Here is a 12,658-nt window from a genome sequence, read left to right as displayed (position 1 = left end):
AGACCGCGCCCGCGTCGTGTCGGCGCCACCGTCCGTTCACCGTCCCGCGCCACTGTCCGCCACGTGAGGATCGCGCAGCTCGCCAACTTCGTCGGCCCCGCGTCCGGCGGGATGAAGACCGCGATCGACGCGCTCGCGAGGGGGTACGTCGGCTCCGGCGCACGTCGCCTCCTCGTCGTCCCCGGCCCGCGCGACGAGCGGCGCACCACCCCGCTCGGCGACGTGGTGCAGCTGCGGGCGCCGCGCGTGGGTGGCGGCTACCGGCTGATCGTGGAGCCGTGGCGGGTCGTCGAGCCGCTGGAGGAGTTCGGCCCCACCTCGCTGGAGGTGAACGACAAGACCACCCTGATGCCGATCGTGCGCTGGGCCCGGCGGCGCGGCGTGCCCTCGGTGCTGTTCTCCCACGAGCGGCTGGACCACATGCTCTCCCTGCGCACCGGGCTGGACACCTCCTCGAAGGTCTCCATCGGGCTGCTCAACCGGATGCTGGTGCGCGGCTTCGACGCCCTCGTGGTGACCTCGCGCTTCGCCGAGGGCGAGTTCCACCACCTCGCCCGGTCCGCCGCCTGCCCCGTGCACCGGGTGCCGCTGGGTGTCGACCTGGAAACGTTCACCCCGCACCCCAGGCCACTCGCCGACGGCACGCTCCGGCTGGTCCACGTCGGCCGGCTCTCCCGGGAGAAGAGCCCGCACCTCGCGGTCGCCACCGCCGTCGCCCTGCACGAGCGGGGCGTGCCGGTGCGGCTCGACGTCTACGGCACCGGTCCGCATCTCGACGAGCTCGAGGCGATCGCGGGGGTGGTCTCGACAGGCTCGACCACCGAAAGGGGCTCGACCAGCGAAAGAGGCTCGACCGGCGATCGGGTGGTCTCGACAGGCTCGACCACCGAAAGAGGCTCGACCGGCGAAGTGGTCCGCTTCCACGGGCACATCGCCTCCCGCACCGAGCTCGCCCGGCGGATCTCCGAGGCCGACGTGGCGCTCTCGGTCTGCCCGAGCGAGACCTTCGGGCTCGCGGTGCTCGAGGCGCTGGCCTGCGGCACCCCCGTGGTCACCGCCGACGTGGGCGGGGCCCGCGAGCTGGTCGACGCCCACTCGGGGGCGTGGGCGGCGCCGGAGCCGGAGGCCCTGGCGGACGCCGTACTCGATCTCGCCTCCCGGCCCGAGGCGACCCGGCGCCGGCAGGCACGGGCGCGGGCGGAGCAGTACCCCTGGTCCCGCACCGTCGAGCAGATGCTCGCGCTGCACGCCGACCTGAGCGGCGCGGCGCGGCGTACAGCCTGACCCTCAGCCGACCGGGCGGCGGTCGCGCGTCGCGTGCAGATGCCACACCCAGAAGCTCAGCCCGAGCAGCACCAGGATCGAGGCCGCGAGCGCGAACGTGACCACCGAGCCGCCGACCAGCGGCGTGATCGTGACCGCCGAGATCGCGTTGAACATCAGCGTGGTGAAGGTCGCCGCCGACATCACCGAGCCGCGGCGCCGCGGGAAGAGGTCGAGGATCAGCAGGTTCTGGTTGGGGTAGGCCGCGCCCACGCCGAGCGCGATCAGGCTCGGCCCGATCACCGCCCACGGCAGGTGCGGCCCGGCCAGCATCGCGATGACCACCCCGACCACGCTGGCGACCGCGGAGAACGACAGCCCCCAGGTGACGATCGTGGTCGAGGAGACCCGCCGACCCAGCCGGCCGCTGATCACCCCGCCAAGCATCAGGCAGCCGACCATCGGCACGAAGAACTTCCAGTAGTCCAGCTCGCCCTGCCCCAGCAGCTCGCCGATGAAGATCGCCGCGCCGCCGATGTAGAGGAACTGCCCGCCGAAGGCGAACGTCATCGCCCACGCCGACCGGTGGAAGTCGGGCGTGCGGAACACCTGCGCGAGGCCGAAGAGCAGGTCCGCGATCCGGAGGGGAGTACGGCGCTCCACCGGATGCGTCTCCGGCAGCATCACGCAGACCGCGGCGATCAGGAACAGGCCGAGCGCGGCCATGAACCAGAAGACCAGGTGCCAGTCGCCGACCTGGAGGAGCAGCCCGCCGATGATCGGCGCCAGCGCCGGCGCGATGCTGAAGATCACCGAGACCTGGCTCATCAGGCGCTGCGCCTGCTCGCCGTCGTAGAGATCCCGCACCAGCGTCCGGGCGATGATCGTCGAGCCGCCCGCGCTCAGCCCCTGGATCGCGCGGAAGACCAGCAGGACCGCCAGGTTGGGGCTGAGCGCCGCTCCTACCGAGGCGAGGGCGTAGACGGCGCACGCGCCGACGATCACCGGGCGCCGCCCGATCGCGTCCGACAGCGGCCCGTGGAAGATGCTCATCACCGCGAACGCCGCCATGTAGACGGTGACCACCAGCTGCATCTCGGTGCTGGCGACGCCGAACTCGCGGGCCATCAGGCTGAACGCCGGGAACGGGGTGTCGATGCTGAACGGCCCGATCATCGACAGCAGCGCGATGATGAAGGGGAGTGACACCACCGCCGCCCTGCTCAGCTGCTGACTCGGCTGAGGCTGCGGGGTCGACGTCACCTCAGCAGCCTAGGCCGTGCCCACTTCCCCCGGTCGAGTGCGCAACGCGTCGTACTCCCCACATGCCTGCGCACTCAACCTCGAGAGGCGGGGGTCACGACGTGCAGTTCCGCCCCCGATCGAGCGTCGACCTCGGACACACAACGATCACCAACGGGATCTTGATCGACCCGGTCCGCTCCCCAGAGCGGTAGAACAGCCGAAATGGCCCCACCCGTGACTCCTTGTCCGTTGGGACCTCGGTGGCAATGCCGACTTCTTTGCCTCTGCCCGTCGTCGGACCGCATTGCAGATCGATGCGGCTCGACCCTCGACGAAATCCCGTCGACTCCAGTGTCCCCCATTCGTCCGTGTCGAGAGCGAAACTTGGGTAGACGCTGCCGCCCACCCAATTGGGGTTATCTCGGACGCTGAAGTCCTTGATGAATCGCCCCCCTGACGAGGCTCGAACATCGACCAACCGACTGAGACCGGGGCCGTCATTGCAGACGATGAAACCGTGGATCACCAGCGGCTCCGTGGGGGCGGATCCCGGTTGCACAGGCGTTTGCACGACCGCCCAACTGTCGACCATCGCTCGGAGCGAAGGCGCCCTCCCTTGAGGTTCGGTAGGCGAACTCGGTTGGCACCCCACAGCGGTCAACATCACAATGGATGCGATCACACCCGCCCACGACTTCCAACCTCTCACGGAGGTGGTTCCGTTGAGAGTCTTGAGGAGTGTAGGGGTCCGTTAGGATTGCTATAGCATTGACGAGTTCTGCGCGTCGACGTCCACTGCAAGTCGACGCCATTGTCAAAGCCCGCCTGTGCCATGACATTGATCGCCCCAATGTCGACGCCAGCCGCAAAAGTCTGATTCTTGGTTGAACCGGTCTTAAAGGTCCAATTCGCCAACTTCATCTTGCAGTAACTCGGCTTTGCGACTCGCCTCTTCACCACCTTGCTCACCAGATCGTCATAACCAATTGGGCGCCGCCAGATCTTCAGAGAACAAACATTCTTAAAGTCTCGATAACGCACATCGTTGTAAATGTCGGCGTCTATGAGGCCCCCTTGGGTGACGCTCGCATTGAAGCTAACAGTCTTGCTGCCCCCTATGGACCAGCGCTCACCCTTAACACCTATCCCCATTGTATGCTCATTCCCCGTTGATTGAATAACTTTGCCCTTTGCGCCCTTCCAAGCGCGCATCGTGGCGAACTTTTCAGGACGGTTATAATGGGTAGTCGTCGCGACAGTTACGCACGCGTCCATAGCCTTCCCGACCTGGCGGGCACGCTGTAACGCCGCTGAGAACTCACGGCTTCGAGTAGAGACACTATTTCGCGATGCAACTAGTGCAGCATCCCCCGCCAAGTCACGTTCCGCCGCCCCTGTCCAGCGACGAGGAGCATCGTATTCTTCGTAGGATGTCTCAAGACCAAGATCTAGTCTTGAGGAAACCAACGCCGACTGGTCTGGAGAAGATGGTCCCAGCAGTATCCAGCGTCGTCCATTCGCCGGAGGAGGTCCTGCGGTATATGACCAGCGCATCTCTTGGCGGGAATCGGCGACCATGACTTCCACATCAAGCATGCCCCTCGGTCCAATGTATTGGCCCGGCACCGCCTGGGGGGCATCAACACGGTACTCACCGGCCGAGTTGGTCTTAGTGATGCCTACCTCAAAAAAGTCGACAGCCGCTCCGCGTGGCAGCCGACGTAGCGTGCGATCGTTTGGCCAAAGGCGCACGACCACATCGGCTCCCTCAACAGGGATCCCAGATCGGGCGACCTTACCCACTGCGATCAGGGTGGAGCGCCTCTCTGCCGCCTGCGCACCGGACATGTCTCGTGTCACAGCGCCTATCAAGAGCAGCGACAGAACCGCGGCGGTCAGGGTCAAGTTACGCCTCATCGCAACCCCCGAAGAGTTCGGCTACGCCTAGTTGAGCAAAGCGTGGACCCATGTGATCGGTCATGTCAATGGCCGAACCTCCGATTCTCGGACCAGTTCCTGCGCGATCCTGTTTGCCCGTTCGGTGCTGGCGTGAGTTCACGGTGGCTGGGAACGCAGTGATTCCCACGCAGGTCGACGATGGTGGCAACACAGGTCGAGGCGACCCCTCGATGACCGTTCCATCCCCGACCGCACCGTCTGAGCGTGCCCGCGGTGCCACACTTCCGGGGGTGAACCACGCCGCCGACCCTCTTCTTGATGGTCGGGCGGCCCGGCGACTCGAGGTCGAGCTTCGGGCACTCCGACTGAGTAAGGACGAGTTGGTCACGGCGCTCTACGGCGAGCAGAACCCGGCCCCTGCCCCCTATGCGATCGAGGAGCGCGTAATCGACCTCGGGCTGCGGGCCTGGAGCTGGGAAGCAACGTGGTCATCGGCTTCGGCCTCTGGAGTCGCTCCCCCGGTCAGGAGTTGGAGAACACCGCCGGCCCGCCGTCGCCGGTGTCGCCCGTACGGCGCCCCGCCCAGGTCCAGGCGTAGGCGTCATCCTCGACCGCGAGTCCGCCCTCGCCGAGCTCGAGGGGCGCGAAGGTGTCCACCATGACCGCGGACTCCTCGAAGTAGTCCACCCCCAGCGACGCCTCGATCGCCGAGGGCTGCGGCCCGTGCGCGTGCCCGCCCGGATGCAGGCTGATCGAGCCGAGGTTGATCCCCGACCCCTTGCGCGCCTCGTAGTCCCCGCCGACGTAGAACATCACCTCGTCGGAGTCGACGTTGGAGTGGTAGTAGGGCACCGGGATCGCCAGCGGGTGATAGTCGACCTTCCGCGGGAGGAAGTTGCACACCACGAAGTTGTGCCCCTCGAAGACCTGGTGCACCGGCGGCGGCTGGTGCACCTTGCCGGTGATCGGCATGTAGTCCTCGACGTTGAAGGTGAAGGGATACAGGCAGCCGTCCCACCCGACCACGTCGAAGGGGTGCGTGGCATAGGTCAGCCGCGTGCCGACGACCCCGGCGGAGGTCCGGTGCTTCACCAGCACCTCGACGTCGGTCTCGCCGGCGACGCTCTCGACGAGCGCGTCCAGGTCGCCGGGCCCGTGCAGGTCGCGCTCGCAGTACGGCGCGTGCTCGAGGAACTGACCGAACCGCGACAGGTAGCGCTTCGGCGGCTGGATGTGGCTGTTCGCCTCGATCGCATACAGCTGCGAGGGCTCGGCGGGCACCCACCGGTGATCGGTCGCGCGCGGGATCACGACGTAGTCGCCGGCGCGGTAGGGCACCACGCCGAAGACGGTCTCCACGGTGCCGGAGCCGGACTCGACGTAGACACACTCGTCGCCGATCGCGTTGCGATAGAGCGGGCTCGGCGTCGTCCCCGTGACCACGTAGTTGATCCGCACGTCGTTGTTGCCCAGGATCTGCCGGCGCCCGCGCACCGGGCACGCGCCCTCGCCCTCGCCGGGCGTCGGGAAGAGGTCGTGCAGCTTGAGGTGCCGCGGCTTCAGCGGGTGGTTCGGCGTACGTCGCTGGTCGGGCAGCTCCCACACCTGGCTGGCGGTGATCGCGCTCGGCACCCCGCGGTGATAGAGCAGCGAGGAGTCGGAGGAGAAGCCCTCCTCCCCCATCAGCTCCTCGCGGTAGAGGTTGCCGTCGGAGTCGCGGTGCTGGGTGTGCCGCTTCGGGGGCACGTCGCCGATGCGCTGGTAGTGGGCCACCCCTCCAGGGTGGCAGAGTTTGCGTCCGGAATCCATGCACATACGTCCGCTATCCGACCAATCGCCGCCACAGCGCACGTCGAAAAGGATTCGTCCCCGACCGGCGTGCGGACCTAGGCTGATCCGGCCATGCTCGACTTCCCGCCTCCCATCAGCACCTTCTGGTCGGGAGGTACGGCGCACCGCGAGGGCTCGCCCGACACCCGCAGCCCCGTCCGCTTCCTGTGGTGGATGCTCGGCCAGCAGCGCGGGGTGATCGCGGTGGCCCTCGCGTTCGGCATCCTGTGGCAGCTGCCGCTGACCGTCGGCCCGTTGGTCTTCGGCCGGGCGATCGACCAGGGGATCGTGCCCGGGGACGCGGGCGCGACGGCGTACTGGGCGCTCGTCATGCTCGCCATCACCCTCATCGCCGCCGCCTTCGGGATCGCGCTGCACACCATCGTGGTGCGCAGCTGGCTGATCAGCCTCTACGGCACGACCGAGATGGTCACCCGCAAGACCGCGCAGATGGGGCACGTCCTCCCCCGCCGCTCACCGACCGGCGAGGTGCTGAGCGTCGCCTCCAGCGACTCCGACGAGTTCGGCGCGCTCACCGAGATCATCGCTCGCGCCGGCTCCCAGCTGATCGCCTTCCTCGTGGTTGCGGGGATCGTGCTCTCCACCTCGCTCAAGCTCGGGATCATGCTGCTGATCGCCGCGCCGATCCTGGTCGGCGTCGCGCTCCCCTTCCTCCGGCCGCTGCACGGGCGGCAGGCCACCGAGCGCTCCCGCAACTCCGAGCTCACCTCGATGGCGACCGACATCGTGGCCGGGCTCCGGATCCTCCGCGGGATCGGCGGGGAGCGCACCTTCGGCCGCAACTACGCCCACCAGTCCCAGCGTGCCAAGGACGCCGGCGTCTCCGCAGGCATCTGGCAGGCCGTGATCGAGGCGCTGGGCGTGCTCTTCTCCGGCGTCTTCGTCGTGCTGCTCACCTGGGTCGGCGCGCACGAGGTGCTCGCGGGCCGGCTGAGCGTCGGCGAGCTGGTGAGCTTCCTGGGCTACGCCCTGTTCATGGTCACGCCGATCCGCACCTTCTTCGAGTTCGCGCAGAAGGCGACCCGGGCGCTGGTGTCGGCGCGCAAGGCGATCGCGATCTTCGAGCAGCAGCCGCCGTGGCGCGACCCCGACCAGCCGACCACGCTGGATCCGGACGCCGCGATCACCGACGCCGCGAGCGGCTTCACCGCCCGCCCCGGCGAGCTGACCGTGGTGGTCTCCGCCGATCCCGAGCGCTCCGCCGCGCTGGCCGACCGACTCGGCCGGTACCTCCCCGCCGACACCGAGCCGGTGGCCGTCGAGCTGGACGAGGGGGTCAAGGGCCGGGCCGCCCGCCGCGAGCGGGCCGCCCGCGAGCGCCGCCGGGCCGAGCTCGCCCGCCGCGACGCCGAGCGCTCGCAGGGCCCGTGGGGCGTCACCCTCGGCGAGGTCGACCTGGGCGCGGCCGCGCTGGCCGACGTACGCTCCACGATCCTGGTGTCCGACACCGGCAGCCAGCTCTTCGCCGGCACCCTCGCCGACGCGGTCGACCCGCACCGGCGGCTGACCCGCGAGCAGGCCGAGGAGGCGCTGCGGGTGGCCAACGCCGAGGACGTGTACGACGCCCTCCCCGGCGGCTGGCAGGGGCTGCTCGACGAGCGCGGCCGCGGCCTCTCCGGCGGTCAGCGGCAGCGCGTCGTGCTCGCCCGGGCCCTGGCCGCCGACGCCCCGATCACCGTCCTGGTCGAGCCGACCAGCGCGGTGGACGCGCACACCGAGGCGCGGATCGCCGAGCGGGTCGCGGACCTGCGCCGCGGCCGCACCACCGTGGTCACGACCGTCTCGCCGCTGTGGCTGCACCACGCCGACCGGGTGGTCCTGCTCGAGGAGGGGCGGGTGGTCGCCGAGGGCCGGCACGAGGAGCTGCTGGAGTCCGACGCGGCCTACCGCGGCGTCGTGGCCCGCTCCTTCGACGACGAGGACGAGGAGGTGCGCTCGTGACCGACCCGCTCGCCACCTCGGCGGCCACCTGGCCCGACCGGTCCGCCGCCGACACCGTCGTCGACCCCCGACTGGTCCCGCCGACGGACGCGTCCTGGCGGGAGCGGCTGTCGGCCTGGCGGATGCGCCACCACCTGCGCCGGCAGACCGCGGAGGAGGTCTACGCCGCCTCCCGCAACCCCGAGCGCGGCTGGCCGGTCGCCGACGACCACGCGGTCTTCGGCTTCTTCCGCGACCTCATCTCCACCCGCCGCCGCCAGGTGACCCTGCTGGTGCTGCTCAACGCGCTGGCCGCGGCCGCCGCGCTCGCCGTACCCCGCCTCCTCGGCGACCTGGTCGACCAGACCGACGCGGGCCTGGTCGAGCGGGTCGACACCCTGGCGCTGTGGGTGGTGGTCGTCGTCATCGCCCAGGCGGCCCTCACCTTCTTCGCCCAGTGGACCTCGACCCTGTTCGGCCAGGACCTGCTCGCCACGGCGCGGGAGTACGTCGTCCGCACGATCCTCCGGCTGCCCGTCGGGCAGGTCGAGTCCGCCAGCACCGGCGACCTGGTCACCCGGGTGACGCGGGACGTCGGCACGATGAGCCGCTCGGTGCAGTTCGGGCTGCCGATGGCGATCATCTCGCTGCTGACCGTGGTGCTCTCGGTGGTGGCGATGCTGCTCAACTCCGTGCTGCTGGCGGTGCCGTCGCTGCTGCTGATCGCCTCCAGCTGGTTCGCCGTGCGCGGCTACCTCCGCCGGGCGCCGAAGGGCTACATCACCGAGGGGTCGACGTACTCCCGGATCAACACCACGCTCACCGAGACCGTCGAGGGCGCCCGGACGCTGGAGGCGCTCGGGCTCGAGGGGCGGCGGGTGCAGCAGGGGTCCGACGACATCGCGGTGTCCTCACAGGCCGAGCGGTACACGATGAGCCTGCGCAACCTGCTGTTCTGCGTCATCGACATCGCCTTCAACACCCCGCGGGTGGCGACCCTGGTGGTGGGCGCGTGGGGCTACTCCCAGGACTGGGTGTCGCTGGGGCAGATCACCACGGCGCTGCTCTACGTCGAGTCGCTGAGCGGGCCGCTGGACCGGCTGGTCGGCGAGCTGGACCGGCTGCAGGTCGGCATCGCCTCGACCGCGCGGTTGCTGGGGATCGCGGAGGTGCCGCCGGACCGGACCCCGACCGACGCCGTACCCGACGGGCAGCACCTGGTCGGCCGCGACCTGCGGTTCGCCTACCGCGAGGGCCACGACGTGCTGCACGGGGTGGACCTGGAGCTGCGCGACGGCGAGCGGCTGGCGATCGTCGGCCCCTCGGGGTCGGGCAAGTCCACCCTGGGCCGCCTGCTGTCGGGGATCAACGGGCCGCGGACCGGCTCGGTCACCGTCGGCGGGGTCGAGCTGGTCGACCTGCCGCTGGAGACCCTACGCACCGAGGTGGCGCTGGTGACCCAGGAGCACCATGTCTTCATCGGGTCGGTGCGCGACAACATCGTGCTGGCCCGTGAGGACTCCACCGACGACGCCGTGTGGTCCGCGCTGGACGCGGTGGGCGCGACGCCGTGGGTCTCCCGGCTGCCGTCGGGCCTGGACACCCGGATCGGGTCCGGCCAGCACTCGCTCACCCCCGCGCAGGCGCAGCAGATCGCGCTCGCACGGCTGATCATCGCCGACCCGCATACGCTGGTCCTGGACGAGGCGACCTCGCTGATCGACCCGCGCACCGCCCGCAGCCTGGAGGGCTCGATGAACGCGCTGCTCTCCGGCCGGACCGTGGTCGCGATCGCGCATCGGCTGCACACCGCGCACGACGCGGAGCGGATCGCGGTCGTCATCGACGGGCGGATCGCCGAGCTCGGCTCGCACCACGACCTGGTGGACCGCCCGGACGGGGAGTACGCCGCCCTCTGGCGCGCGTGGACGAGCTGACGCGTGCGGGCCGAGCCGCTCCGGAGGCTAGGCGAGTCTGCCTACCTTGGCTCGGCCCAAGGACGCGACCAGCACCAGGATTCCGCCGAAGGGGATGAAGGTCAGGATCAGCCCCACCGCCACCAGCCAGAGCCGTGACGGCCCGGTCGCATGGCGGGCGAGCAGCCAACAGCCCAGCAGACCGGCAACGAAACTCGCGGCGATGCCACATTCCAACCACGTGAACTGCAAGGGCGATGCGGTGGGCATCGTGTCGTCCTTCCCCCGTCGATGATTCCCTGCCGACCCTATACAAAGGTCGTAGTGGCTCGTGCGGTGGCGTCCACCGCGCACCGGGCTCGGCCCGCTCCTCGTCACCGTCGGCACGCACTAGGGTCGGACCCGTGAGCATCTGGACCGGACTGATCGATGACGCGGCGATCTTCCCACCCGGTGAGGCGGACCTCGCCGACGCGGTGGGGGCGTACGCCGCCCGCGACGGGGCGGCGCGCGACCTGGTGGCCTCGTTCGTGGTGACCGACCAGCGGGTGCCGGAGGTGCGGGCGCACGCCGACGGCACCGAGATCCCCGTCTCGGTCGTGGTGACCGGCGGCGCGGGCGCGATCGCGGGCGCCTGCCGGCTCGCGGCCAAGGAGGGCACCCGACTGCACGCGGTGGAGGTCGCGCTGCGCGACCTCGACGACCTCGCCGGAAACGCCCGCCGGGTGACCGCCGCGGTCGACCAGGCGGTCGCCGAGGGGCTGCTGGCCGAGGACGTCCCGGTCTTCGTCGAGTTGCCGCAGACCGAGCCGACCCACGGCTGGCTGGCCGCCGTCGATGAGGTGGCCGCGATGGAGCACCGGCTGAAGTTCCGCACCGGCGGGGTGGAGTCTCACCACTTCCCCTCCCCGCCGACGCTCGCGGCGTGGATCGACGCGGCGCTGGACCGGGAGACGCCGTTCAAGTGCACCGCCGGCCTGCACCACGCCGTACGCCGACCCGACGAGGACGGGATCACCCACCACGGCTTCCTCAACGTGCTGCTGGCGACCCGGGCCGCGTTCAACGGCGCCCCGCGCGAGGAGGTCGTCGCGGTGCTGGAGCAGGAGGACGCCGGTGCGCTCGTGGAGGCTGCCCGCTCGGCCGACCTGGCCGGGGCACGGCGCTGGTTCACCTCCTTCGGTTCGTGCTCGATCGGCGAGCCGCTCGACGACCTGACCACCCTCGGACTCCTGGAGGACGCGTGAGCAGCACCTGGGCCCCCGGCGCGGCCGGCACCGGCTTCGACCTCGACCACCTGCCGTACGGCGTCTTCTCCCTCCCCGGCGAGGACCCGCGAGTGGGCGTGCGGATCGGCGACCACGTGCTGGACCTGGCGCCGGTCGCGGAGATCGGCGACCCCGACTCCGAGCTCGCCGCCGCGTGGCGGACCCCGCCCCTTAACGCGTTCATGGCGATGGGGCCCGAGCAGTGGGCCACAGCGCGGTGGTGGATCACCGAGGTGCTCGGGGACTCGGTGCACGCCGAGCGGACCCGGCCGCACCTGCACCCGCTGGCCGACGTACGCCTGCACCTGCCGTTCGAGGTCGCGGACTACGTCGACTTCTACGCCTCCGAGGCGCACGCGACGAACGTCGGGCGGATCTTCCGGCCCGACGGGGCGGCGCTGCTGCCGAACTGGAAGCACCTGCCGGTCGGCTACCACGGGCGCGCGGGGACGGTCGTGGTGAGCGGGACCGACGTGGTGCGGCCCTCGGGGCAGGTGGTCTCGACAAGCTCGACCACCGATCAGAGCTCGACCACCGACAAGAGCTCGACCACCGACAAGAGCTCGACCACCGATAAGAGCTCGACCACCGACAAGAGCTCGGCCACCGACAAGGTCCCCGAGCACGGGCCGTCGCGGCGGCTGGACATCGAGGCGGAGCTCGGCTTCGTGGTGGGGACGCCGAGTGCGCTCGGGGAGCCGGTGCCGACGGCGGCGTTCGCCGACCACGTGTTCGGGGTCGTGGGGCTCAACGACTGGAGCGCTCGGGACATCCAGGCGTGGGAGTACGTCCCCCTCGGGCCGTTCCTCGGCAAGTCCTTCGCCACCTCCGTCTCGGCGTGGGTGACCCCGCTGGCGGCGCTGGCGAACGCGTGGGTCGACCTGCCGGCCCAGGAGCCGGAGGTGCTGGGCTACCTCGCGACGGCGCAGCCCGCGGCCCTGGACATCGAGGTGGAGGTCGAGCTCGACGGCGAGGTCGTCGCGCGGCCGCCGTACCGCACGATGTACTGGTCCCCCGCGCAGATGCTCGCCCACCTCACCGTCAACGGCGCCTCGCTGCGCACCGGCGACCTCTACGCGTCGGGCACCATCTCCGGCCCCGAGCGGGACCAGCGCGGCTCGTTCCTCGAGCTGTCCTGGGGTGGCAAGGAGCCGTTCGAGGCCGGCGGGCGCGAGCGCACGTTCCTCGAGGACGGCGACACGGTCACGTTGCGCTACTCCGCCCCCGGCACCGGCGGCGGCCGGATCACCCTCGGCGAGGTGACCGGGCGCATCCTCCCCGCGCGGACGTTGTGAC

9 protein-coding genes are annotated in these 12,658 nt (G+C 70.2%); 5 read left to right on the top strand and 4 right to left on the bottom strand.

Annotated features, from left to right (window positions below; translation table 11 throughout):
• The first annotated feature begins 63 nt into the window (after nt 1-63).
• The gene (locus K8W59_RS01895; protein ID WP_223397084.1) at nt 64-1,284 is read left to right on the top strand and encodes a glycosyltransferase; all 1,221 of its coding nucleotides are present in this window, start codon (nt 64-66) and stop codon (nt 1,282-1,284) included.
• Nucleotides 1,285-1,287: 3 nt separating this feature from the next.
• Here K8W59_RS01895 and K8W59_RS01890 read toward each other — a convergent pair whose 3' ends face one another.
• The 3 genes from K8W59_RS01890 to K8W59_RS01880 all read right to left on the bottom strand — a co-directional run bounded on the left by K8W59_RS01890 (nt 1,288) and on the right by K8W59_RS01880 (nt 6,180).
• Nucleotides 1,288-2,475, bottom strand: coding sequence for a multidrug effflux MFS transporter (locus K8W59_RS01890; RefSeq protein WP_223397083.1), 1,188 nt, complete (start codon nt 2,473-2,475; stop codon nt 1,288-1,290).
• 738 nt (nt 2,476-3,213) lie between these two features.
• Nucleotides 3,214-4,413: a hypothetical protein gene (locus tag K8W59_RS01885; RefSeq protein ID WP_223397082.1), complete on the bottom strand. Its 1,200-nt coding sequence runs from the start codon at nt 4,411-4,413 to the stop codon at nt 3,214-3,216.
• Nucleotides 4,414-4,929: 516 nt separating this feature from the next.
• A complete protein-coding gene (locus K8W59_RS01880; protein WP_223397081.1) occupies nt 4,930-6,180 on the bottom strand; it encodes a homogentisate 1,2-dioxygenase in 1,251 nt (416 codons plus the stop codon).
• A gap of 129 nt (nt 6,181-6,309) precedes the next feature.
• On the opposite strand from K8W59_RS01880, the gene K8W59_RS01875 reads away from it, so the two are divergent.
• Together K8W59_RS01875 and K8W59_RS01870 are read left to right on the top strand one after the other, a co-directional pair.
• A complete protein-coding gene (locus tag K8W59_RS01875; RefSeq protein ID WP_223397080.1) occupies nt 6,310-8,199 on the top strand; it encodes an ABC transporter ATP-binding protein in 1,890 nt (629 codons plus the stop codon).
• Nucleotides 8,196-10,115 (top strand): ABC transporter ATP-binding protein, encoded by a 1,920-nt coding sequence (locus K8W59_RS01870; protein WP_223397079.1) that lies wholly within the window; start codon nt 8,196-8,198, stop codon nt 10,113-10,115. The genes K8W59_RS01875 and K8W59_RS01870 overlap by 4 nt, the downstream gene beginning before the upstream one ends.
• A 27-nt stretch (nt 10,116-10,142) precedes the next feature.
• Here the strand turns inward: K8W59_RS01870 and K8W59_RS01865 are convergent, their stop codons facing one another.
• Nucleotides 10,143-10,364: a hypothetical protein gene (locus tag K8W59_RS01865; RefSeq protein ID WP_223397078.1), complete on the bottom strand. Its 222-nt coding sequence runs from the start codon at nt 10,362-10,364 to the stop codon at nt 10,143-10,145.
• 134 nt (nt 10,365-10,498) lie between these two features.
• Here K8W59_RS01865 and K8W59_RS01860 point away from each other — a divergent pair, with 134 nt between their 5' ends.
• Nucleotides 10,499-11,341, top strand: a complete 843-nt coding sequence (locus K8W59_RS01860) for a hypothetical protein (protein WP_223397077.1) — start codon at nt 10,499-10,501, stop codon at nt 11,339-11,341.
• A complete protein-coding gene (locus K8W59_RS01855; RefSeq protein WP_223397076.1) occupies nt 11,338-12,657 on the top strand; it encodes a fumarylacetoacetate hydrolase family protein in 1,320 nt (439 codons plus the stop codon). Before K8W59_RS01860 ends, K8W59_RS01855 begins: the two co-directional genes overlap by 4 nt.
• The last annotated feature ends 1 nt before the right edge of the window (nt 12,658 follow it).

It is taken from the genome of Nocardioides rotundus (assembly GCF_019931675.1).
Taxonomy (GTDB): domain Bacteria; phylum Actinomycetota; class Actinomycetes; order Propionibacteriales; family Nocardioidaceae; genus Nocardioides; species Nocardioides rotundus.
Note: the sequence above shows the minus strand (reverse complement) of the source record. Positions and strands in the feature narration are given on the sequence as shown.